This window comes from Nitratireductor arenosus (assembly GCF_009742725.1).
Classification (GTDB): Bacteria; Pseudomonadota; Alphaproteobacteria; order Rhizobiales; family Rhizobiaceae; genus Mangrovimarina; species Mangrovimarina arenosa.
In genome coordinates, this window is record NZ_WPHG01000003.1 from 636,889 (window position 1) to 659,266 (window position 22,378).

Consider the following 22,378-nt stretch of genomic DNA (forward strand, 5'->3'; position numbering starts at 1 on the left):
ACCCGAGAGCGAGACTATTCCTGGTCCCAGTTGCGCACCGGCTCGCCACCGGCCGCGCGGATCGCGTCGAGATAGGCTTTCAGGATCTCGGTTCCCGCCTTGCCTTCGCTGTCGACCTGGGCCGCCCATTTCTTGGCAACGTTGTCCATGCCGGCGGCCCATTTCTGGCGGAATTCCGCATCGACGTCGGAAATCGTCGCACCTTGCTCCTGCATCGCCTTGAAGCTCGCCGTCACCGCCTTGTCGAGATCGTCGAGATAGGCGGCCTTATAGGTGTCTGCGGCGTCCTTGAGGGCCTTTTGAACCGCCTCCGGCTGGCCATCATACCAGTCCTTGTTGGCCGCGATCGCACCGGCATACTGGGCGCCGAATCCGATCCGTGTGATGTGCGGCGCGACCTCGTGCAGCTTGCCCGGCAGGGCGGCGGTGGCGAACACGATCACGCCGTCGTACACGCCGGTCTTGATCTCGTTGTAGTAGGTGGTGAGATTGCCCGATACGCCGACCGCGCCGGTGCCTTCCAGCCAGTTCACCGCCGGTCCGGGCGCACCGATCTTCTTGCCCTTGAGATCCTCGATCGAGTTGACCGGGAAGGTCGTCATCAAGATATAGTCGTCGATGGCGATCGGGCCGCCGAGATATTCGAGCCCGTTCTCCTCCCAGGTCGACAGCATCGCCTCGTTGGTCTCGTGCAGCGCGTCGATCGTTTCAACGACAAGGTTAGGGTCGCTCGACACGAAAGGCGTGTAATAGGTCACGTTTTGCAGCGACAGCTTGGCGGGATCGAAAACCGACGAAATGCCGCCGATTTCGGCGAGGCCTTCCTCGACGGCCTCCAATTCGTCGCCGACCTTGGCCAGCGAGCCGCCATATTGCTCGTCCCAGTTGATCGTATGCCCGCTGCCTTCCAGCTGCTTGTTCACGGCCGGGATGAACACCTCGTTGGCCAGTCGGACCCACCGGAACACCGGCGGATGTCCGGCCACGTAGGTCACGTTGATGGTTTCGGCTTTGGCGGCCGTCGCCGCCGCCACGGCCAAGGCCGCGATCATCGTCTTGCGTAGGGTTGGTCCGAACATCATTACCTCCCGGTGTTCGTTGGTGGGTCTAGCTTTTCCGCATCAGGGTCCTGACGCCGCCGCTGGCAAAGGCGACGACGGACCGGATCAATTGTTCGGTGTCGACGCGGTCGTAACGTTCGCGCGACATCGGCCCCGCGCGTCCCTCGATGCCGATCGAGGCGATGCCGGTGCCGAGCGAAAGCAGATAGGCACGGATGGCGTCGCTTTCGCTCATTTCGGGGGCGACCTCCTGAAACGCCTCCACGAAACGGCGCGCGATGCCGTCGAAATTCTCCGCGACGATGCGCTTGGCAAGGTTGTCGACGGAATGGGTCAGCACCGCCAAAAGCTTCACGTAGGCATAGCCGCCGCGCTCGCTGTCGGTGCCGAGTTCGATCAGCGGTCGCAGGAACGCCTCGATCAATTGTTCCACGCTCGGCGTTCCCGCTGCGCGTAGCGCGGCGAGCCGGTCCTGGCGCTGCGTGTTCACGAAGGTCGAGCGCCTGCGCATGATCGCTTCGAGCAGGCCTTCCTTGGAGCCGAAATAATAGGCGATCATGGCCTGGTTGACACCGGCCTCGCGGGCGATCGCCCGCATCGAGGCGCCATTGTAGCCGAACTCGGCGAATGCCCTCTCTCCCGCGAACAGGATCGCGGTGCTGACGTCGTTATCCGCGCGCGTCTGGGTGAGCACGACGACCTTCCTTCTTCGTTGATTAAACGTTTGATGAATTCGTGGATCGAGTCAAGGCCCAATTCGCGGCCGTGCCCAGGGGCGGCCGAACGCGCGAGCCTCGCGAGGCATTGAGGTCGAGAACCCGTGATTGCGCAATTGCGGGCGCCGATGGAGCTGGCGCGCGGGAGCGCTTGGGCGGATATCGACTACAACGTGTGGCGAATATCGGCTCGGCGGTTGACGTTGGTGCCCTGATGGTGGCTGAATACGTCACCACTCAACCCCAGTCAGAGGGAGGAAAACATGAAAAAATTGGTTGTCGGCGCGTTGTCCGGCATGGCGCTCGCAGGGTTGACCGGCCAGGCAATGGCGCAAGATCAGCAGTTCATTTCCATCGGCACGGGCGGCGTGACCGGCGTTTATTATCCGACCGGTGGCGCGATCTGTCGTCTGGTCAACAAGAACCGCAAGGAACACGGCATCCGCTGTTCGGTCGAATCCACCGGCGGTTCCGTCTACAACATCAACACGGTGCGCGCCGGCGAACTTGAGTTCGGCGTCGCGCAGTCGGACTGGCAGTATCACGCCTATCACGGCACCTCGAAATTCGAGGAGCAGGGTGCTTTCGAAAAGGAGCGTGCGGTATTTTCCGTGCATGCCGAGCCGTTCACGCTCGTCGTCCGCAAGGATACCGGCATTGACGGTTTCGAAGCCCTCAAGGGCAAGAAGGTCAATGTCGGCAATCCCGGTTCTGGCCAGCGTGCCACCACCGAGATCGTCATGGAAGCCTTCGGCATGACCATGGGCGATTTCGCGCTCGCGGCCGAACTCAAGGGTTCGGAAATGGCGCAGGCGCTGTGCGACGGCAAGATCGACGCCATGATCTACACCATCGGCCATCCCGCCGCCGCCATTACCGAGGCTGCGACCACGTGCGATGTCGAACTGGTGTCGGTCGACGGCGATCCGATCAAGAAGCTGGTCGATGATAACCCGTATTACCGGATCGCGACTATTCCTGCCGGCACCTACAAGGGAACCGACAAGGATGTGACGACCTTCGGCGTCGGCGCGACCTTCATCAGCTCCGCCGACGTGTCCGACGAGGTTGTCTACACCGTGGTGAAGGCTGTCTTCGACAATTTCGACGACTTCAAGAAGCTTCACCCGGCCTTCTCCAATCTCAAGGAAGAAGAGATGATCAAGGACGGCCTGTCCGCACCGCTGCATCCCGGCGCGGAGAAATATTACAAGGAACGCGGCTGGATGTAAGACCGCACTGCGGCCCGGGCGGAACACCGCCCGGGCCTTTTTGCATCGGCGGAGGGGCCGGTGCCGGGAGGGGAGAACAACGCGATGGCGGATAATCCAGCCACGGACAAGACCGGCGTCGATGTCGACATGATGGTGGCCGAGGTCGAGAGCGGCGCGCGCAACGCGACCGGTCTCGCCGGCAGGATCATTATCGCGATCGCCTTTGTGTGGGCCCTCTTCCAAGTCTACATCGCCTCAAACATTCCCTTCACGCTGACGAGCCTGACCGGCTTCAACGTCGTCTTCAACAATCAGGAAGCGCGCCAGATCCACCTCGCTTTCGCGCTCGTCCTGGCCATGCTCGCCTATCCGCTGTTTAAGTCGAGCGCGCGCGACCGCGTGCCGGTCTACGACTGGGCGCTGGCGATCCTGGGGGCGACGTCGTGCCTCTATCTGCTGTGGTTCAAGGAAGATATCGCCGGCCGTGCCGGCCTGCCGACCACGGCCGATCTGGTGTTCTCCTCGATCGGCATGCTCGCGCTCGGCATCGCCGTCTACCGCGCACTCGGCCTGCCGCTGGTCATCGTGGCGAGCGTGTTCGTCTTCTACGTCTTTTTCGGCCATCTGTCGTGGATGCCCGACGCGATCCAGTGGAAGGGAGCCTCGTTCGGCAAGGCGATGTGGCACTACTGGATGCAGACCGAAGGCGTGTTCGGCGTCGCGCTCGGCGTCTCGGCCTCGATGATCTTCCTGTTCGTGCTGTTCGGCTCATTGCTGGAAAAAGCCGGCGCCGGCAATTTCTTCATCAAGCTCGCCTTCGCCCTGCTCGGCCATCTGCGCGGCGGGCCGGCCAAGGCTGCCGTCGTGGCCTCGGCGCTGTCGGGGCTTTATTCCGGCTCCTCGATCGCCAATGTCGTCACCACCGGCACCTTCACCATCCCGCTGATGAAACGCACCGGCTTCAAGCCGGAAAAGGCCGGCGCGGTCGAGGTCGCCTCCTCCACCAACGGCCAACTTACGCCGCCCGTCATGGGCGCGGCCGCGTTCCTGATCTCCGAGTTCACCGGCGTCGCCTATCCCGAACTGATCAAACACGCCTTCCTGCCGGCGATCATCTCCTATATCGCGCTGGTCTATATCGTTCATCTCGAGGCGCTGAAGCTCGGCCTGAAGGGCCTGGAGCGCCCGCCGGTGATCGGCACGCTCGCCCAGCGCCTGGCCGGCGTGCTGTTCGGCTTCATCGCCATGACGGTCCTCGCCGGCGTCGTCTATTACGGGCTCGGCTGGATCAAGGTCGCCTTTCCGGGCATGACGTTCTGGACCGCTGCGCTGATCTTCCTGGTGGCCTATGTCGTGCTCGTGGAGCGCGCCGCGCGCCATCCCGACCTGGCGCAGGACGATCCTAACGCACCGATGGACGTGCTACCGCGTCCGCGCGACGTCGCCATCACCGGTCTCTATTTCATCCTACCGATCATCATCCTGATCTGGTGCATCCTGGTCGAGCGCCTGTCGCCGACGCTGTCGGCCTATTGGGCGACGGTTTCGATGATCGTCATCGTGCTGACCCAGAAGCCGCTGAAGCGCATGTTCCGCGGCGAGGGCGGTTTCGGTCAGGGCTTTCGCGACGGCTGGGCTGATTTCTTCAACGGCATGATCGCCGGTTCGCGCAACATGATCGGGATCGGTGTGGCCACCGGCGCGGCCGGCGTCATCGTCGGCACAGTGTCCTTGACTGGCGCGCACCAGGTCGTCGGCGAGTTCGTCGAATTCCTGTCGGGCGGCAATCTGATCGCCATGCTGCTTCTGGTAGCGGTGATGAGCCTGATCCTCGGCATGGGCCTGCCGACCACCGCCAACTACATCGTGGTGTCGTCGCTGATGGCGCCGGTCATCGTCTCGGTCGGGGCCTCGACCGGGCTGATCGTGCCGCTGGTCGCGGTCCACCTGTTCGTGTTCTATTTCGGCATTCTGGCCGATGACACGCCGCCGGTGGGGCTCGCCGCCTTCGCGGCCGCTGCGATTTCGGGCGGCGACCCGATCCGCACAGGCATACAGGGCTTTACCTACGACATCCGCACCGCGCTGCTGCCGTTCCTGTTCATCTTCAACACCGAACTGCTTTTGATCGACGTGACGGTTTACAAGGCGGTGTTCATCTTCATCGTCGCGGTGGTGGCGATGATGCTGTTCGCGGCCGCGACCCAGGGCTATTTCCTGACCAGAAGCCGGATCTGGGAGACGGTGGCGTTGATCCTCGTCGCCTTTACCCTGTTCAGGCCGGGTTTCTGGCTCGACTACGTCCAGCCGCCCTATGAGGATCGGTCGGGGGCGGAGGTTGTCGCCATCGCCGCCGCGCAGCCCGACAACGCCAATTTGAGGCTGGTGATCACTGGCCCCGATTTCGACGACCCCGACAAGATCGGCGAACGGACGATTCTTGCCGCGCTCGGACCGGCGGGCGACGGGCTGCAAAGGCTCGAGCAGGCCGGTCTGCCGGTGCGCGAGGAGGACGGTAAAGCGATCCTCGACGAGCCGTTCGCAGGCACGCCCTTCTTCACCGATTTCACCGACACGTTTGATTTTTACGGCGACGTGCCGGTTGAGATCGCCAAGGTGCAACTCGCGGCCGAACGGATGCCCAAGGAGGTGTTTTACATTCCCGCCTTGCTGCTGCTGGTGCTGATCGTGCTGTCGCAGCGTCGCCGGCAGACCGTTCCCGCTTTTTGAGGAGCCGTTGATGTTCGAGCGTATTCTTGTCCCGGTCGATCTGGGCGAACCTGAAATCGGTGCCCGCAGCCTTGCGGTCGCCGAGGAACTGGCCGTCAAACACGATGCCCGGCTCGACGTCCTCACCGTGGTGCCGACCTATTCGATGTCGATCGTCGGCGCCGCCTTCCCGAAGAATTTCGAGGAAGCCACGCTGGAGGCGGCCCGCTCGGCGCTGAAGACGATGCTCGACGCGCGCCCGGCATCCCAGGTGACGATCAAGGGGCATGTCGCCCACGGCACGATCTATGACGAGATCATGAAGGCGGCCGACGCGCTTGGCGCCGACCTGATCGTCATGGCCTCGCACCGCCCGGCGCTGAAGGATTATCTGCTCGGGCCTAACGCCGCGCGTGTCGTGCGCCATGCGCGCCAGTCGGTCTTCGTTCTGCGCGACGCGGCGTAACGAAGCCCTGCCGCGGCGTGTGCGGAGGCGCAACGCGGTCGGATGGCGCCAGCCCTGGTCAGGACGGCTCGGTCCGCGTGCGGCGCCCAAGCGTCATCCACAGCGTGGCGACCATCAGCAGCGTGGCCAGTATGAAGGTCAGTCGCATGCCGCTGGCGATCGCTGAGCGGGACGCACTGGCCAGATCGGCCGTTCCGACGCCGAAGGCGAAGACAGCGCCCATGGCGGATGCGCCGGCTACCAGGCCGATATTGCGCGACAGGCTCGGCAATCCGGAGGCGGTGCCGCGCCGGTTGTTGGGCGTACCGGACAAGACGGCGGTGTTGTTGGCGGCCTGGAAGAGCTGGTAGCCCGGTGTCAGCACGACCATCGCCAGGATATAGCCGGTTACCCCGAACATTTCCGGCAGAACCGACAGCAGGAACGCTCCGCCCGCAAGCATGCTCAGGCCGGCCGCCAGAACCCGCTGCGCTCCCCATGCATCGACCGCGCGTCCGGAGGGAACGCCGCTGAAGACCGAGATCGCCGGGCCGGCCGCCATCACCAGGCCGACTATCGCCTGCTTCAGGCCGAGCCCCAGGCCGAGATAGAACGGACCGACCACGAGTGTCGTCATCATCACCGCGGCCACCAGAGCGTTGACCACAAGACTGGATGCCAGGCCCGGCGTCATCACCGTGCGCACGCCGGTCGGTCGCATACGATCCTTGCCCGCATCCCGCGGCAGTGAAACGAAGGCCAGGATCAAGGTCAGTAGCGCTAGCGGAATCTGGACCAGAAAGATCCCGCGCCAGTCGGTCGCCGAAAGGATCATGCCGCCGAGTGACGGGCCAATCGCGGTTCCCAACGCCGAGACCGTGCCGAGCAGGCCCATGGCCTGGCCGATGCGGGTTTCCTGCGCCGTTTCGCGCATCAACGCCAGGGTCAGGCTCATCAGGAAGGCGGCTCCCACCCCCTGAAGCGCTCGCGCTCCGATCAGCAGCCACAGGTTCGGTGCGATGCCGCAAAGCAGCGACGCCAGCAAGAACAGGCCGAGGCCGAAAAGATGCATGCGCCGCAGCCCGTAGATGTCGCCCAGTCGTCCGGCGAGGATGACCGAGACCGTCAGCGCCGCCAGATAGGCGATGACGACCCATTGGACATGATGAAAGGGCGCCGAAAACGTCTCGACGAATACCGGCAAGGCGATGTTGGCGATGCTGGTGCCGAGTGATCCGAGCAGCATCGACAATGCCAGCGTCGTCGTAACCCCGCGATTTGCACTGTTCGAAACGGGTGCCTTGATGTGCTGCATCGCCTTGTCCTCTTGCCTTGATCGTGATGAAAAGCCATCCTACGAATTCAAGTCGGCTTGAGGTCAAGTATGGAATTTCTCGATATTGGCGACGTCAGCGACAGGACGGGGATGCGTCCGTCGACGTTGCGCTACTACGAAGAAATCGGGCTGATTTCCTCGGTTTTCCGCCATGGGTTGCGGCGCCAGTTTCCCGCCGAGGTGCTGTTGCGGTTGAAGCTGATCGCAATGGGAAAATCGGCCGGCTTCTCGCTCGACGAGATTGCCGGGATCCTGGGCAAGGACGGCGCACCGGAACTGCCGCGCGCGGTCCTGCACCAAAGGGCGGACGACCTCGACCGGCAGATCAGCGAACTGGTGGCGTTGCGCGATACGTTGCGCCATGTCGCCGACTGTCCCGCCCCGACCCACATGCAGTGCCCGACATTCCGGCGGCTGGTGGATGTGGCCGGGCGACGGGCGGGCGGGCGCATCCGGTCGCGGGGGCGCGAGAAGACCGTCGGATGACAGAACCGCGCCACCGGGCGGGCGTGAGGCAGCGCAGCTCTCACCCGCAGAGGGTACCGGCCCGTTCTAAGCTTTAGCCGCGATCGGCGACAGCCTCGTCGATTGCCGTGCCGAGGCGGTCGGCGATTCGGTCCAGATCCTGGTCCTCGACGATGAAGGGCGGGGCGACGAGCACATGGTCGCCGCGCGCGCCGTCGATCGTGCCGCCGGCCGGATAAACAAGCAGCCCGCGCGCCATCGCCGCCTGTTTGATGCGGGCGTGAAGTTTCAGCGCCGGATCGAACGGCGCCTTCGTTGCCCGGTCCTCGACGATCTCCAGGCCGAGGAAAAGGCCGCGCCCGCGCAGGTCGCCGACATGCGGATGCGGGCCCAGACGCTCGGCCAGCAGGCTCCGCAGCCGTTCGCCCATCGTGCGCACGTTTTCCAGCAGGCCGTCGCGTTCGATCACGCGCTGCACGGCAAGCGCAGCCGCGCACGCCACCGGATGGCCGATATAGGTATGGCCGTGCTGGAACAGGCCCGACCCGGTGGCGAAGGCGTCGAAAATCGCCTGCGACAAGAGCACCGCCCCGATCGGCTGATAGCCGCCGCCCAGCCCCTTGGCGATCGTCATCAGGTCGGGCGCCACGCCGTCCTGCGTGCAGGCGTGCAGCGTGCCGGTGCGGCCCATGCCGCACATCACCTCGTCGAGGATCAAGAGCACGCCGTGGCGGTCGCAGATCTCGCGCACCCGTTTCAGGTAACCGGGCACGGCCGGCACCGCACCGGCGGTTGCGCCGACGACCGGCTCGGCGATAAAGGCCATCACCGTCTCCGCGCCGAGTTCCTGTATCTTGTCCTCCAGCCCCTGGGCGACGCGCAGCCCGTACTCTTCCTCGCTTTCGTCGTCGCGCCGGTGGCGATAGGCGTAGCACGGCTCGATATGTTGGGTTTCGGCCAGCAGCGGCTGGAATTGGGCCCGGCGCATTGCGTTGCCGCCGGCCGCCAGCGCGCCGAGCGTGTTGCCGTGATAGCTCTGGTGCCGGGCGATGATGGCGCGCCGCTGAGGCTCGCCCTTTTCGACGAAATATTGCCGCGCCATCTTCAGCGCCGCCTCGACCGCCTCGGAGCCGCCGGAAACGAAATAGACATGGCTGATGCCGGTCGGCGCGTTGGCGACCAGCATGTCGGCGAGCTCTTCGGCCGGCTCGCTGGTGAAGAAGCCGGTATGGGCATAGGCGAGCCGGTCGGCCTGCTCGTGCAGTGCGCCGATGACGTCGGGATGGCCGTGCCCGAGGCAGGAGACGGCGGCGCCGCCCGAGGCGTCGATATAGGCGCGGCCGTCACGGTCGAACAACTCGACCCCGCGTCCGGCCACGGCGACCGGCAGCGTGCCGTGAATCTGGCGATGCAGAATATGGGTCATGGTCCTGTCCGTGTAGCGGGGGCAAGATGATGCACGCCGAAGGCGGCGAGTTGCTGTTCGGCCCGCGCGATCGCCGCCAGCGCCTCGGCGCCGCCGCGACCGGCCACCAGCGCGGCCAGCGTTTCGGCGGCCACGAAGGCCGGCGCCATCGAATGGAAGAAGGACGGGCTTTCCGTCGAGACGAAGATCGCGTGCCGCGCAATCGCGGCGAGAGGCGAGACCGGGCTGTCGGTGATCGCGACAACGGGCACGTTTTCGCCGGCCGCCCAATGGGCGATGTCGAGCGTGGCGCGCGAATAGGGGCTCACGCTGACGGCAAGCAACGCGTCGTCGGCGCCAGCCATGCGTACGGCATCGAGACCGCCGAAACCGTCCGTGCCGAGCAGCACCGCCCGGTCGCCGAGAAAGGACATGATATAGGCGAATTGCGCCGCGATGGCGTGGCTCGACCGCAGGCCGAGGCAATAAACGCGTCGGGCCGAGGCCAGCAGTGCGGCGGCGTTGGCGAGTGCGGCCAGGCTGTCGGGCGCGCAGAGCCGGCCGATCTGTGTCGCGCCGGCGGCGACGATGTCGCGGGCGAGCGCGGTCTCGCCGCTTTCCTTCTGTCTGGCAGCCTGCCGTCCGGCCCTGCCGGCGAAGCCGAGCTCGCCCTGCCGGATTGCGTTGGCGTGCAGGGCGCGGATTGCTTCGTAGCCGTCATAACCGAGCCGTTTGGCGAGCCGGCTCATCGTCCATGGCTGGACGCCGGCGCGGCGCGCCTGTTCGCGCATCGACAGCAGCGCCACGTCGTCGGGATTGTCGACGATATAACGCGCCGCGACGCCGAGCTGCGCGGGCAGGCCGGGGAAGCTGTCGATGATCTTTCGGACAAGCGCGTCGCGATCCATGAGCGGAGCGTAGACCTGGCGGATCGGATATGCAACAAATGTTGCACTAGCTGACATGATGCAATGATTGGTGTTATCGGATGAGCGGCATCTCGCACGGTTTTCACTCCGATCCGCGGCCGGTCGCGATCGCCGTCGCGCCCAATGGCGGCCGGCGCACCAAGGCCGACCATCCGGCTCTGCCGCTGACGCCGGCCGAACTGGCCGACACGGCCATCGCCTGCCGCGAGGCCGGCGCGGCGATGATCCATCTGCACGTACGCGACCGGCAGGGCGCGCATCTGCTCGACGCGGAGGCCTATCGGGACGCGACCGATGCCGTGCGCGGCGCGGTCGGCGATGATCTCGTCGTTCAGATTACCAGCGAAGCGCTCGGGGCCTACGCGCCCGCCCAACAGATGCAGGTGGTGCGCGACACGCGGCCGGAGGCCGTTTCGCTGGCCCTGCGCGAACTGGCCGGCGAACCGGCCGACGAAACCGAGTTCCTGCGTTTTCTGGCCTGGCTCGCCCGCGAACGCATTACGCCGCAAATCATTCTTTATGCGCCCGAGGAGGCGACGCGTCTCGCCGGCCTGATGCGCCGCGGGCTGGTGCCGTTCGAAACCCTGCCGGTCCTGTTCGTCCTCGGCCGTTACGTGCCCGGCCAGCGCTCGACGCCGCGTGATCTGCTGCCTTTTCTGAACGCCGCGACCGAGCGCTTTCCGCACTGGATGCTGTGCGCCTTCGGGCCGCGTGAGACGGCCTGTGTGACCGCCGCCGCGCTGATGGGCGGTCACGCCAGGGTCGGCTTCGAGAACAATCTGCAACTGCCCGATGGCACGGTCGCCGCAGACAATGTCGCAATCGTGCGCGCGACCGCGTGGGCTTTGGAAGCCTGCGGCGTGCCGCCCGCCTCCGCCGGCCAGTTGCGCGATCTCTGGGCCGCCCTCCAGGCCTGAAAACCGTGCCGTGGCGTCGACGCGTTTCGGAACGGGCCTAATCGCGTCCGGGCCGGCCGCGATAAGCCTGTGTGAGTTCCGGGTCGATGTCGGCGTCGTCGTAGATCCCGATCAGAATACCGGTGCGGCCGCCGCCGTGGCGCATTGCCTCGATTTCTGCGTCGGAGCGCGTCGTGCGCTGCGACGGCCGCCGCGCCCAGGCCGCCAGCCGCGCGGCCATCAGCGCGGCAATATCGGCGTGTTCCGGATCGCCGCCGAGATCGCGGAATTCGTCGGGGTCGGTTTCCAGATCGAACAGCATCGGCCGAAACCCTTCGGCATGGACGTATTTCCAGCGCCGGTCCGCGACCATGAACAGACGTGCCCGGTCCGGGGCGACCCCAAGTTCGGCCGCCATCGGCGTCGGCCCGTAATCATATTCCGACACGACGAAGTCGCGCCAATCCTCGGGCGTCTCGCCGCGCACCAGGGGCAGCAGCGAGCGCCCCTCCACGATATGGTCCGGTACCGCCGCACCGGCGGCCTCGATGAAGGTGGCGGCTAGATCGATCGATTCCACCAGTTGGTCGCAGACCGTGCCGCGCGTGGCGTCGGCCTCCGGCGACGGGTCGTAGACGATCAGCGGGACCTTGACCGACTGTTCATGAAACAGATCCTTTTCGCCCAGCCAGTGGTCGCCGAGATAGTCGCCATGGTCCGAGGTGACGACGATCATCGTGTCGGCGAGCTCGCCCCGCTCCTCCAGGAAGGCGAGCAGGCGGCCGAGTTGGTCGTCGCATTGCTTGATCAGGCCCATATAGGCCGGGATCACTTTCTGGCGCACCACCTCGCGCTGGAAAGCGCGGCCGATCTCGTTGTCCATGAAGGCCCGGTAGACCGGATGCGGGTCCTGGCGTTCGCCTTCGCAGCGGATGGCGGGCTGCACATCCGCCGGCCCGTACATCGCGTGATAGGGCGCGGGCACGATATAGGGCCAGTGCGGCTTGATGTAGGACAGGTGGCACAGCCATGGCCGTTCGTGGCGGGAGGCGATGAACTCCTCGGCGCGCCGCGTCATATAGGGGGTCTCGGAATCCTCCTCGGCGATATTGGCCGGCCGGTCGGCGTTTTTCATGAACCAGCCCGAGGCCATGTCGCCGTTTTCGTCGAGCGCGGCATTGGCGAAATCGTGCCAGGGATTGTCGCCCGGATAGCCTTTGGCCTTCAGATAGTCGTTATAGGGCTGCGGCCCGCGATCGTAATAGCCGTCGGGTCCCTTGCCCCACAGCCCGTCGTCGCGCTCCCACAGGTCGAAGCCGCATTCGGCCACCCGCGCGCCGATGATCGTGTCGCGTGCCAGCCCGAGCCGCTCCATGCCGTCGGCGTCGACGCGCATATGCGTCTTGCCGACCAGCACGGCGTCCATGCCCGCCTTGCGCAGATGATCGCCCAGCGTGATTTCGCCGACCTTGAGCGGGAAGCCGTTCCAGCTCGCGCCGTGCGAATGGACGTAGCGGCCGGTGTAGAAGCTCATGCGCGAGGCGCCGCAGATCGGCGACTGCACATAAGCGCGCGAGAAGCGCACGCCCATCGCCGCGAGACGGTCGAAATGCGGCGTCTTCAAGTGCGGGTGTCCCGTGCAGCCCAGATAGTCGAACCGAAGCTGGTCATACATGATGAAGAGGATGTTCTTGCGCCGATCCGCCATCGATGCCCTTCATGGTGGCCGTGGAAACTTGCAACGCTCCGATGCGCGGCGTCGTTGTTGCGCGAGGATAACGCACGCCGCCGGTTCTGTCGTCCCGCTGGAGATGCCGAAATATCCGGTTCGGGTCTCTGCGCCCGCCGCTCAGGACATGCCTTGCGCGGCACCCAGATAGATTTCGGCCACGCGTGGGTCTGCGGCGAGCTCGGCGGCGGGGCCGCGCATCGTCGCCGCGCCGAGTTCCATCACGTAGCCGTGGTCGGCGATCCGCAGCGCTGCCCGGGCGTTTTGTTCGACAAGCAGGATCGACACCCCCTCGTCGCGCAGCTCCGACACCGTCTGCAAGATGTCGCGCACGATCAGCGGCGCCAGGCCCAGGCTCGGTTCGTCGAGCATCAACAGGCGCGGCTTGGCCATCAACGCGCGGCCCATGGCCAGCATCTGCCGCTCGCCGCCCGACAGCGTCCCGGCTTCCTGGCGGTGACGTTCCTCGAGCCGCGGAAAAAGCGCGTACACCCGTTCCAGGCGCGCCGGGATCTCGGCGCGCCCGCGCCGGAACGCGCCGAGCGCGAGATTGTCCGCCACGCTCATCGTGCCGAACAGGTCGCGCTGCTCCGGCACCAGGCTGATACCCATCGCGACCCGCTCCTCGGCTGGGACGCGGACAAGGTCCTGGCCGTCAAAGACGACGCGCCCGCGCGATGGCAACAGCCCCATGATGGCTGCAAGCAGGCTGGTCTTGCCGGCGCCGTTGGCGCCGATGACGGTGGCGATCTCGCCGCTTTGCACGGTCAGCGAGACCGCGCGCACGGCTTCCACGCGGCCGTAATTGACCGACAAATCGCCGACTTCCAGCAGCGCGCTCACGCCGGACTCCCCAGATAGGCCTCGACGACGGCCGGATTGCGCTGAATGTCGGCGGGCGCGCCGGTGGCGATCCGCGCGCCGAAGTTCAACACCACGATATGGTCGGTCAACTGCATGACGAAATCCATGTCGTGCTCGACCAGGAGCACGCTCATGCCCTCGTCGCGCAGCCGGCGGATCAAATCGGCGAGCGCCTGTTTTTCGAGATGCCGCAGCCCTGCCGCCGGTTCGTCGAGCAAAAGCAGTTTCGGGTCGAGGCACAGCGCGCGCGCGATCTCCGCCAACCGCTGCTGGCCGAGCGCCAGCGACCCCGCCGGCTGATGCATGATGTCGGCAAGCCCAACCCGCTCGATTTGGCGCGCGGCTTCGCCAAAAATGTTCTTTTCCTCCTCGCGGTCGAGCCGCAGGATACCGGAGACCATGCCGGCCCGGCCGCGCAGATGCGCGCCGATGGCGACGTTTTCCAGCACGCTCATCATCGGCGCCAGCTTGACGTGCTGGAAGGTGCGCGCGATGCGCCGGGCCGCGATCCGTTCCGGGCCGAGCCCGTCGATGCGCTCGCCTTCGAAATGAATTTCCCCGCCCGAAAGCGGCAACACGCCGGTGACCAGGTTGAAGGTGGTGCTCTTGCCGGCGCCGTTCGGCCCGATCAGACCGACGATCTCGCCGCGCCCGACCTCGAAGGAGACGTTGTCGACAGCGACCAGCCCGCCGAACAGGCGCCGCGCGTCCTGAACGCGCAGCAGGTCGCCATCGCCGGCGTCGAAGCCGCGGCCGGGCAGCGCGCCGGTTGCGTCGACGGTACGCGGCGCCGCCTTGCCGAGCCGCCCGGCGATCACCGGCCACAGCCCCTCGCGCGCGCCTTGCAACATGGCAATCAGCAGGATGCCGAACACGATGCCCTCGTAATTGCCGCCCGCCCCGAAGAATAGCGGCAGCAGATCCTGGAGAAAATTCTTCAACACCACGACGATGCCCGCGCCGAGGATCGCGCCGTAAATGTAGCCGGCACCGCCCAGAACGGCCATCAGCAGATATTCGATGCCGACGGTGAGGCTGAAGACGCCCGGCGTGACGGCGCGCTGGAAATGGGCGTAAAGCCAGCCCGATATGCCGGCGAGCAGCGCGGCATAGACGAACACGGTGAGCTTGGCGCGCCAGACATTGACGCCGACCGACTCCGCCGCCGCCGCGCCGCTGCGCAGCGCGCGGATCGAGCGCCCGACGCGCGAATCCAGAAGGTTGGCGGTCGCCAGGATCGCGGCGAGCACGAAACCCCAGACCACGAAATAGAACGAGCGGCTGTCGAGAAGCGGCATGCCGAATATGGAAAGCGGCGGCACCGAGGAAATGCCGTCATAGGCGCCCAGCGTCTTCAAATTGCCGAACAGATAATAAAAGCAGATGCCCCAGGCGATGGTGCCGAGCGGTAGAAAATGGCCCGACAGCCTGACCGTGACCAGCCCGATGACAAGCGCGGCGGCCACGGTGACGGCCAGCGATACCGGCAGGGTGAGCCAGGGCGACCAGCCATAGGCCGTCGTCAAAAGTGCTGTGGCATAAGCGCCGAAGCCGACAAAGGCGGCCTGGCCGAACGAGGTCATGCCGCCGACGCCGGTCAACATCACCAGCCCGAGCGCGACCAGGCTGGCCAGCCCGACGAAGTCGAGCAGGGTGACCCAGAAATCCGGCACGAACGGCAGAAAGGGGATCGCGGCCATGATGGCGGCGAAGATCAGAAAGCGGGTGAGCTCGCGTCGGTTCACCGGCTTAGTCCTCTTCGTCGCTATGGGTGGAGGTCAGGGAGCGCCATAAAAGCACCGGCAGGATGGAGGCGAAGACGATCACTTCCTTGAAGGCGCTGGCCCAGAACGAGGAAAACGCTTCCAGTAGGCCGACGGCGAGCGCGGCGGCGACGGCGGCCGGATAGGCACCGAGCCCGCCGATGATGGCGGCGACAAATCCCTTGAGCCCGATGATGAAACCGCTGTCGTAATAAAGCGTGGTCAGGGGAGCGACCAGCACCGCCGAGACCACACCGATCGCCGCGGCCATGGCGAACGCGATCCGCCCCGACAGCATTGTGGGGATGCCGACCAGTCGCGCGCCGCGCCGGTTGATCGCCGACGCCTTCAGTGCCTTGCCGATCAGCGTGCGCCCGAAGAACAGCGCCAGCCCCGCAAGCAGCGCCAGCGTCGCCCCGACCACCAGCAGGCTCTGGCCGGTGACGAATAGCGGCCCGATCTGGAACGAGCCCGATACGACCGGCGAGGTGCGGTAACCCTCCGCGCCGAACAGCACCAGACCGAGCGCGGTAAGCGCCAGATGCGCCCCGACGGAGGCGATCAGAAGCACCAGCACCGAGGCGTCGGCGAGTGGCTGAAAGGCGACTCGGTAGAGATAGGGCCCCATCGGCACGATCAGGGCAGCGCACAACACGACGTTGACGGCGAGCCCCAGCTTGAGTGGCACCAAAATCAACACCGCCGCGGCAATGGCGATCGCCGGCGCCAGATTCCACATGGCGAGCCGTGCCGCCTTGACGGGGCTGCGTTCGCGCAGTGCCACGCCGGCGTCCATCACCGCCGCCCCGGTCGCCAGCACGAGCAGCAGCCAGACCGCGCCAGGAACGCCGCCGGTTTCCATCGCCGCCAGCGACAGGCCGGCGAATGTGACGAATTCGCCCTGTGGGATCAGGATCACACGGGTGACCGCGAACACCAGCACCAGCGCTACCGCCAGGAGCGCGTAGATCGCGCCGTTGATGATGCCGTCTTGGATCAGGAAGAGTGCGATGGTGAAGTCCAAATCCAACCCGCCATGTCGATGCCGCCCGTCGGATGGGCGATCACAAGCTTATTCGAGGCCGATGAAATCGGCCGGTTCGTCGCCATGCAGGCGTTCTACCTCATTGGCGCGGCGGGCGAGTACGGCGCGTTGGTTGATATAGCCCTTGTCGGTGATTTCGCCCGCGTCGACGGCTGGCATCGCCTCAAGCAGGCGCGCCCGCGTCGCATGGCGCGAGGAGCCGCCGCCGAGCGTCTTGAGCTTGACCAGGCCGTCGCGCACCCGCGCACGGACCTGCTGGTGATCGAGCACCGCGCCGAGCGGCGCGTCGTCGCCGAGCCCGGCCAGCTTGCGGCAGGCCGCGATGTTGGGAAAGACGAGGAAGCCGACCTCCTCGCGATCGTGGCCGGTGACGACGATGTCCTGCGCGACCGGATCGAGCGCAGCGATGCCCTGCACGCGCAGGTCGCCGACGCTGACCCAGGTGCCCGACATCAGCTTGAAGTCCTCCGCCACCCGCCCGTCGAAGAAAAGCCCGCGCTCGGGCCGGTCGGGGTCGGCTAGCCGCACGGCGTCGCCAATCCTGTAAAATCCCTCTTCGTCGAAGGCCGCCCGCGTGAGTTCGTCGTTCTTCAGATAGCCCGGCGTCACGTTCGGACCGCGCACGCGGATCTCGAGCTTGTCGCCGGCGGGTACGAGCTTGAGCTCGGTTCCGGGAACCGGAATGCCGATATTGCCGCTGCGCTCGGCCTGGAAATGGCAGTCCGTGGCGAGCGGAGCTGTTTCCGTGGAACCCCACGAACTCACCATCGGCACCGGTGCGCCGGTGGTCTCGCGCGCCATCGTCTCCAATGCCGCCCACAGGTTCTGCGGCAGCGCCGCGCCGGCATAGAAGATGACCTTGGTGCGGGTGAAGAAGCGCCGCCGCAGGTCCGCATCCTCGCGCAGCGCGCCGATCAGCATGTCGAAGCCGCGCGGCACGTTGAAACAGATGTCGGGGCCGACGTCCTTAAGGTTGGCGACCGTGTGGTGAAACAGATGCGGGGCCGGCTTGCCGGCGTCGATGTAAAGCGTACCGCCATTGCGCAGCACCAGGTTGAAATTGTGGTTGGCGCCGAAAGTGTGGCTCCATGGCAGCCAGTCGACGATCACCGGCGGTTCGCTGGCCAGAAACGGCCAGGTCAGCGCCTTGGCTTCCTGGCTCGACGTCAGCATGCGATGGGTGTTGATTACCGCTTTGGGCGCGCCGGTCGACCCGGACGTGAACAGGTAGCGTGCGGTCGTGTCGGGGCCGACGGCCGCGAAGGCGGCGCCGACCGCGGCATCGTCGCTTTCGGCCAAAAGCGTGTCAAAATCGGTCGCCGCGCCCGCTTCGGCGCAGCGGCTCGTGACGACGAGACCGTCATGATGGTCCGCGATCGCCGCAAGTGCGGCCGAAAACAGCGTCTCGTCGCTGACATAGACCAGCCCCGGTCGTACCAGGTCGATCATTGCACGCAGTTTTCCGTGATCCTGCGACATTAGCGAATAGGCCGGCGAGACGGTGGCAACCGGAATGCCGGCGTGCATAGCGCCCAGCGCCAGCAGCGCATGGTCGATCGCGTTGTCCGACAGGATGGCGACCGGCCGCTCCGGCGAAAGGCCGCGCTTGAGAAGGAACGCGGCGATCGCGCGTGCCCTATTTAGCGTTTCGCCATACCCGATTGTTCTCCATGCAGCGGAGGAGTCGCCGCGCTCGGCGAGGAAAATCCGCTCCGGTACGTCCCGGGCCCATCGGACCAGCCATGCCCCAACGCAGCGCGCCGGCTTTGGCAGCGCGACGGGGCTCGACAGGATCATCGAGCCGTCGTCGCGCCGGGTCATGTGCACCCGCGGTTCGGCGAACAGGGCAGACATCGGGCCGGAACTCCTCGCCGTGGCGACCATGCCGACGCCTATTCCATATATTTCCAGGCGCCGTTCTCGACCGTCACCAGCACGCGGCTACGCTCGTCATGGCCGTAATGGTCGTTGGCTGAGGTGTTGAAAACGCCGTGGACGCCGACGACCTCCTTCATGTTTTCCAGCGCGTCGCGCAGCGCCACCCGGAAGTCCTCGCTGCCCGGAGCGCCCTTTTCCATGGCGACCGGCATCGTCGCCAGGATGATTTGCCCGGCGTCGTACATATGGCCGCCGAAGGACGACAGCGAGCCTTCGCCATGCGCGGCCTCGTAAGCTTTGGTGTATTCGACGCCGAGCGCTTTGGAGGGATGGGAATCGGGCAATTGCGCGGCGACCACGACCGGGCCGACCGGCAGGATGCTGCCTTCGGCCGACGTGCCGGCGACGCGGATGAAGTCGAGGCTGGCCGACCCGTGGGTATGGTAGATCTGGCCCTGGTAGCCGCGCTCGGCCAGCGCCAGGTTGGGCAGCGCCGCCGGCGTGCCCGAGGCCACCACCAGCACTGCGTCCGGCCGCGCCGCCACCAGCTTCAGTACCTGGCCGGTCACGCTTGTGTCGTTGCGCGCGAAGCGTTCGATCGGCTCCATCGCGATGCCGGTGCCTTCGAGCGCCTTGTTCATGACGTTGAGCCACAATTCGCCGTAGCCGTCGGCATAGCCGATGAAGCCGAGCGTCTTGACCCCGTTCGCAGTCATGTGCTCCACGAGCGCGCCCGCCATCTGGCTCACCGGCTGCGGGGTGCGGAACGCCCAGGCCTCGGATTCGTCAGGCAGGCCGACCGGCGCAAGCGTGAGCACCGGTGTTTTGGTCTCGGCGGCAACGCCTGCGACCGCGATCGTGGTCGGCGTCGTCGACGAGCCGATCAGAAGGTCGGCCTTCTGCTCCTCGATGCATTTGCGCACGTTCTTGACCGCAGCGGTCGGGTCGGTCGCGTCGTCGAAGGAGGTATAGTTGATCGCCTGTCCGGCTACCTCCTTGGGCAGCAGCGGGATGGTGTTGTTTTCCGGGACGCCGAGCGAGGCCGCCGGGCCGGTGGCCGAAACGGTGATGCAGACCGAGATGTCGGCAAGGGCCGGCGTCGCGGCGAAAAGGCCGCAAAGCCCGGCAAGCGCGAATTTCACTTTCATCGAAGACCTCCCTGTTGAATGGAGCGCACCCCGCCTGAATGCGGGGCGCCGCCCTATGGTCTAGGCCGGCGTCGAGGCCGGATCCGGCGTGGCATCCGTGGCATGAAGTCCAACCCGATGCACGCTGCAATGCACAAATCCGAACGTTGGAAATGTTGCATTGCGAAATATTCCTATACGGTAGCGTATGTCATTTTGTCTTTATTTTCCAAACGTTGCCGCAAAGCTGAAAACATGTCAATACGGTTGCGTATGGTCTTTGCGATCATCATCGAAAACGCCAATCGCCGCCGGTGCCTTTATGTCGATTACGTCCGACCGAAACGAGCCCAGCCTTCGAAGCTCTGCCTCGAGCGGCAGCCGGCTGACGGAGCGCGAATGGATCGACGCGGCTTTCCGGCACATCGCCAAGGCGAATTTCGACGACATCCGGGTCGAGGAACTGGCCCGCGAGATCGGCGTCACTAAGGGCAGTTTCTACTGGCATTTCCGCAACCGTCAGCATCTGGTCGAACGGGTACTGGAGCACTGGATGGACCGTGCCACCATTCAGGTGACGCGCTGGGCCCGCTCGGAGGAGGGCACAGGCAAGGAACGGCTGGCGCGACTGTTGTCGCTGCCGGCCAACACGCCGCCCGACAAGCACGGCGCCGATATCGAGCTGGCGGTACGCTCTTGGGCGCGGCGCGAGAAACTCGCGGCCGCGACAGTGAGGAAGGTCGACGAGATGCGCGCCGAGTTTTTCCTTGAGTTGATGGGCGAACTCGGGTTTTCCGGCGGCGAGGCACGCCACCGCGCCGCCATCGCCCAATCCTTCATGCTGGGAGAAGCATTGCTGAAGACGCATCCGGACCGGCAGGAACGCCTCGCCGCCGTCGAAATGTGCGTCGAGTTCCTCGGCGGCTCGGCCCGGTAGCCTGGTCGCACCGACGCGTCGCGGGAGGTCGAACCCGGCGTGGCGTTGCCGTATCGGCAGCGCGTATTGCGAAACCGGCACTTCTGGAACGAACGGCGAAAACCGGAGATCGCGGGCAAGCTTGCCGACGCGCGCGATGCGATCACCGCGCAGCCGCTGATCCCGGCTGTCAAATATCTGGTTGTCGTCCTGTAGACGATCCCGCCTTCGAACGCCCGTTGTCGCCATATCTGCCGTTGACGCGAGGGCAGAAATCCGCGCTAAAGGGCGCGCATTTGACGGCGGGCCGAGCTGGCTCGGAAAAAACAGGACAAGGACAGACCATGGCGGAATTGCATCGCAACCTCATCGACGGCGTTTGGGTCGAGGGCGAAGGGGTGGCCAACGTCAATCCCTCCGACACGAATGATGTCGTTGGCCATTACGCGCGCGCCACGGCCGACGATGCCGCCGGCGCCATCCGGGCCGCCCGGGCGGCGCTGCCGGTCTGGTCGCGTTCGGGCCTGATGGAGCGTCACGCGATCCTGAGAAAGACGGCCGACGAGATTTTCGCCCGCAAGGACGAGCTCGGCCGGCTGCTGGCCCGCGAGGAAGGCAAGACGCTGCCCGAGGGCATCGGCGAGACGGTACGCGCCGGCCAGGTTTTCGAATTCTTCGCCGGCGAAGCGCTCAGGCTTGCCGGCGAGACCGTGCCGTCGGTCAGGCCCGGCGTCGGGGTGGAGATCACCCGTGAGGCGGTCGGCGTCGTCGGTATCATCACGCCGTGGAACTTTCCGATCGCCATTCCGGCATGGAAGATCGCGCCGGCGCTCTGCTACGGCAACGCGATCGTTTTCAAGCCGGCCGAACTGGTGCCCGGTTGCGCCTGGGCGATCGTCGACATTCTCCACCGCGCTGGCCTGCCCAAGGGCGTGCTCAACCTCGTCATGGGCAAGGGCTCGGTCGTCGGCCAGGCCATGCTCGACAGCCGTGACGTCGACGCCATCACCTTCACCGGTTCGGTGGCGACCGGCAAGCGGGTCGCGGCGGCCTGCGCGGAACATATGCGCAAGGTGCAGCTCGAAATGGGTGGCAAAAACCCGCTGGTCGTGCTCGACGACGCCGATCTGGCCACCGCGGTCGACTGCGCCGTCAACGGCGCCTTCTTTTCCACCGGTCAGCGCTGCACCGCCTCCTCGCGGCTCGTGGTGACGGAAGGCATTCACGACCGCTTCGTCGAGGCCGCGACGGAAAAGCTGCGCGCGCTGGTAGTCGACAACGCGCTCAAGGACGGTTCGCAGATCGGTCCGGTGGTCGACGAGAACCAGCTGGCGCAGGATGAAAAATACATCGCCATCGGTCGCGACGAGGGCGCGAAGCTCGCCTTCGGCGGCGAACGTCTCAACCGCGAGACGCCGGGCTTTTATCTGCAGCCGGCGCTGTTCACCGAGGCCAGCAACGCAATGCGCATCTCGCGTGAGGAGATTTTCGGACCGGTGGCGTCGGTCATCCGGGTGAAGGATTACGAGGAAGCGTTGGCCGTCGCCAACGATACGCCCTTCGGGCTTTCCTCGGGTATCTGCACCACCAGCCTGAAACATGCCACCCACTTCAAGCGCAATGCCGAGGCCGGCATGGTGATGGTCAATCTGCCGACGGCCGGTGTCGACTTCCACGTGCCTTTCGGCGGGCGCAAGGGCTCCAGCTACGGGCCGCGCGAGCAGGGCCGCTACGCCGCCGAATTCTACACGACCGTCAAGACCGCCTACACGCTCGCCTGAGCACGGCGTATCGCCGCCCGCGCCGCCGCCTGTGGGCGCGGCGCGTGTGGGGCGCGGCACAAAAAACACGCCGGCCTCGCCCAGGCTACTGGTGACCAT

At 65.7% G+C, this 22,378-nt stretch carries 19 protein-coding genes; 8 read left to right on the forward strand and 11 right to left on the reverse strand.

What is annotated here, in order from left to right; all coding sequences use genetic code 11:
* Positions 1-14: 14 nt before the first annotated feature.
* Together GN330_RS15050 and GN330_RS15055 are read right to left on the reverse strand one after the other, a co-directional pair.
* Entirely contained in the window at positions 15-1,079 is a 1,065-nt protein-coding gene (locus tag GN330_RS15050; RefSeq protein WP_156713486.1) for a C4-dicarboxylate TRAP transporter substrate-binding protein, read from the reverse strand.
* A 28-nt stretch (positions 1,080-1,107) separates the two neighbouring features.
* Positions 1,108-1,755 (reverse strand): TetR family transcriptional regulator, encoded by a 648-nt coding sequence (locus GN330_RS15055; protein WP_156713487.1) that lies wholly within the window; start codon positions 1,753-1,755, stop codon positions 1,108-1,110.
* 285 nt (positions 1,756-2,040) lie between these two features.
* Here GN330_RS15055 and GN330_RS15060 point away from each other — a divergent pair, with 285 nt between their 5' ends.
* The 3 genes from GN330_RS15060 (at position 2,041) to GN330_RS15070 (ending at position 6,166) form a co-directional block, all read left to right on the forward strand.
* The gene (locus tag GN330_RS15060; RefSeq protein ID WP_156713488.1) at positions 2,041-3,009 is read left to right on the forward strand and encodes a TAXI family TRAP transporter solute-binding subunit; all 969 of its coding nucleotides are present in this window, start codon (positions 2,041-2,043) and stop codon (positions 3,007-3,009) included.
* Positions 3,010-3,093: 84 nt separating this feature from the next.
* On the forward strand, positions 3,094-5,721 hold the full coding sequence (locus GN330_RS15065) for a TRAP transporter permease (RefSeq protein ID WP_156713489.1): 2,628 nt from the start codon (positions 3,094-3,096) through the stop codon (positions 5,719-5,721).
* 10 nt (positions 5,722-5,731) lie between these two features.
* Positions 5,732-6,166: a universal stress protein gene (locus GN330_RS15070; RefSeq protein WP_156713490.1), complete on the forward strand. Its 435-nt coding sequence runs from the start codon at positions 5,732-5,734 to the stop codon at positions 6,164-6,166.
* A 58-nt stretch (positions 6,167-6,224) separates the two neighbouring features.
* On the opposite strand, the gene GN330_RS15075 is transcribed toward GN330_RS15070, so the two are convergent.
* Positions 6,225-7,460, reverse strand: a complete 1,236-nt coding sequence (locus GN330_RS15075) for an MFS transporter (RefSeq protein ID WP_156713491.1) — start codon at positions 7,458-7,460, stop codon at positions 6,225-6,227.
* Positions 7,461-7,529: 69 nt separating this feature from the next.
* Between GN330_RS15075 and GN330_RS15080 the strand changes: the two genes are divergently transcribed.
* A complete protein-coding gene (locus GN330_RS15080; RefSeq protein ID WP_156713492.1) occupies positions 7,530-7,967 on the forward strand; it encodes a helix-turn-helix domain-containing protein in 438 nt (145 codons plus the stop codon).
* Positions 7,968-8,040: 73 nt separating this feature from the next.
* Here the strand turns inward: GN330_RS15080 and GN330_RS15085 are convergent, their stop codons facing one another.
* Complete coding sequence (locus GN330_RS15085; RefSeq protein WP_156713493.1) at positions 8,041-9,372, reverse strand: aspartate aminotransferase family protein; 1,332 nt, start codon at positions 9,370-9,372, stop codon at positions 8,041-8,043.
* A complete protein-coding gene (locus GN330_RS15090) occupies positions 9,369-10,259 on the reverse strand; it encodes a MurR/RpiR family transcriptional regulator (protein WP_156713494.1) in 891 nt (296 codons plus the stop codon). The genes GN330_RS15085 and GN330_RS15090 overlap by 4 nt, the downstream gene beginning before the upstream one ends.
* An 80-nt stretch (positions 10,260-10,339) precedes the next feature.
* On the opposite strand from GN330_RS15090, the gene GN330_RS15095 reads away from it, so the two are divergent.
* The gene (locus GN330_RS15095; RefSeq protein ID WP_156713495.1) at positions 10,340-11,197 is read left to right on the forward strand and encodes a beta-keto acid cleavage family enzyme; all 858 of its coding nucleotides are present in this window, start codon (positions 10,340-10,342) and stop codon (positions 11,195-11,197) included.
* 37 nt (positions 11,198-11,234) lie between these two features.
* Here the strand turns inward: GN330_RS15095 and GN330_RS15100 are convergent, their stop codons facing one another.
* The 6 genes from GN330_RS15100 to GN330_RS15125 all read right to left on the reverse strand — a co-directional run bounded on the left by GN330_RS15100 (position 11,235) and on the right by GN330_RS15125 (position 19,603).
* Entirely contained in the window at positions 11,235-12,884 is a 1,650-nt protein-coding gene (locus tag GN330_RS15100) for a sulfatase-like hydrolase/transferase (RefSeq protein WP_156713496.1), read from the reverse strand.
* A 141-nt stretch (positions 12,885-13,025) separates the two neighbouring features.
* Positions 13,026-13,748, reverse strand: a complete 723-nt coding sequence (locus tag GN330_RS15105; RefSeq protein WP_343040707.1) for an ABC transporter ATP-binding protein — start codon at positions 13,746-13,748, stop codon at positions 13,026-13,028.
* Positions 13,745-15,469, reverse strand: coding sequence for a branched-chain amino acid ABC transporter ATP-binding protein/permease (locus GN330_RS15110; protein ID WP_156713784.1), 1,725 nt, complete (start codon positions 15,467-15,469; stop codon positions 13,745-13,747). The genes GN330_RS15105 and GN330_RS15110 overlap by 4 nt, the downstream gene beginning before the upstream one ends.
* A gap of 49 nt (positions 15,470-15,518) precedes the next feature.
* A complete protein-coding gene (locus GN330_RS15115; RefSeq protein WP_156713497.1) occupies positions 15,519-16,556 on the reverse strand; it encodes a branched-chain amino acid ABC transporter permease in 1,038 nt (345 codons plus the stop codon).
* Positions 16,557-16,604: 48 nt separating this feature from the next.
* On the reverse strand, positions 16,605-18,431 hold the full coding sequence (locus GN330_RS15120) for a feruloyl-CoA synthase (protein WP_246188691.1): 1,827 nt from the start codon (positions 18,429-18,431) through the stop codon (positions 16,605-16,607).
* A gap of 38 nt (positions 18,432-18,469) precedes the next feature.
* On the reverse strand, positions 18,470-19,603 hold the full coding sequence (locus tag GN330_RS15125) for an ABC transporter substrate-binding protein (RefSeq protein WP_156713499.1): 1,134 nt from the start codon (positions 19,601-19,603) through the stop codon (positions 18,470-18,472).
* Between the two features lie 301 nt (positions 19,604-19,904).
* Here GN330_RS15125 and GN330_RS15130 point away from each other — a divergent pair, with 301 nt between their 5' ends.
* The 3 genes from GN330_RS15130 to GN330_RS15135 all read left to right on the forward strand — a co-directional run bounded on the left by GN330_RS15130 (position 19,905) and on the right by GN330_RS15135 (position 22,279).
* Positions 19,905-20,519, forward strand: coding sequence for a TetR/AcrR family transcriptional regulator (locus GN330_RS15130; RefSeq protein WP_197435180.1), 615 nt, complete (start codon positions 19,905-19,907; stop codon positions 20,517-20,519).
* Positions 20,520-20,585: 66 nt separating this feature from the next.
* Positions 20,586-20,714: a hypothetical protein gene (locus GN330_RS24000; protein WP_281349419.1), complete on the forward strand. Its 129-nt coding sequence runs from the start codon at positions 20,586-20,588 to the stop codon at positions 20,712-20,714.
* A 128-nt stretch (positions 20,715-20,842) separates the two neighbouring features.
* The gene (locus tag GN330_RS15135) at positions 20,843-22,279 is read left to right on the forward strand and encodes an aldehyde dehydrogenase family protein (protein ID WP_156713501.1); all 1,437 of its coding nucleotides are present in this window, start codon (positions 20,843-20,845) and stop codon (positions 22,277-22,279) included.
* Positions 22,280-22,378: the final 99 nt, after the last annotated feature.

Excerpts from the sequence above, each read along its gene's own strand:
- GN330_RS15085 (WP_156713493.1), bottom strand. The coding sequence starts at position 9,372 with ATGACCCATATTCTGCATCGCCAGATTCACGGCACGCTGCCGGTCGCC.
- GN330_RS15090 (WP_156713494.1), bottom strand. The coding sequence starts at position 10,259 with ATGGATCGCGACGCGCTTGTCCGAAAGATCATCGACAGCTTCCCCGGC.
- GN330_RS15075 (WP_156713491.1), bottom strand. The coding sequence starts at position 7,460 with ATGCAGCACATCAAGGCACCCGTTTCGAACAGTGCAAATCGCGGGGTT.
- GN330_RS15110 (WP_156713784.1), bottom strand. The coding sequence starts at position 15,469 with ATGGCCGCGATCCCCTTTCTGCCGTTCGTGCCGGATTTCTGGGTCACC.
- GN330_RS15080 (WP_156713492.1), top strand. The coding sequence starts at position 7,530 with ATGGAATTTCTCGATATTGGCGACGTCAGCGACAGGACGGGGATGCGT.
- GN330_RS15095 (WP_156713495.1), top strand. The coding sequence starts at position 10,340 with ATGAGCGGCATCTCGCACGGTTTTCACTCCGATCCGCGGCCGGTCGCG.
- GN330_RS15130 (WP_197435180.1), top strand. The coding sequence starts at position 19,905 with ATGTCGATTACGTCCGACCGAAACGAGCCCAGCCTTCGAAGCTCTGCC.
- GN330_RS15100 (WP_156713496.1), bottom strand. The coding sequence starts at position 12,884 with ATGGCGGATCGGCGCAAGAACATCCTCTTCATCATGTATGACCAGCTT.
- GN330_RS15065 (WP_156713489.1), top strand. The coding sequence starts at position 3,094 with ATGGCGGATAATCCAGCCACGGACAAGACCGGCGTCGATGTCGACATG.
- GN330_RS15135 (WP_156713501.1), top strand. The coding sequence starts at position 20,843 with ATGGCGGAATTGCATCGCAACCTCATCGACGGCGTTTGGGTCGAGGGC.
- GN330_RS15060 (WP_156713488.1), top strand. The coding sequence starts at position 2,041 with ATGAAAAAATTGGTTGTCGGCGCGTTGTCCGGCATGGCGCTCGCAGGG.
- GN330_RS15125 (WP_156713499.1), bottom strand. The coding sequence starts at position 19,603 with ATGAAAGTGAAATTCGCGCTTGCCGGGCTTTGCGGCCTTTTCGCCGCG.
- GN330_RS15050 (WP_156713486.1), bottom strand. The coding sequence starts at position 1,079 with ATGTTCGGACCAACCCTACGCAAGACGATGATCGCGGCCTTGGCCGTG.
- GN330_RS15070 (WP_156713490.1), top strand. The coding sequence starts at position 5,732 with ATGTTCGAGCGTATTCTTGTCCCGGTCGATCTGGGCGAACCTGAAATC.
- GN330_RS15120 (WP_246188691.1), bottom strand. The coding sequence starts at position 18,431 with ATGTCTGCCCTGTTCGCCGAACCGCGGGTGCACATGACCCGGCGCGAC.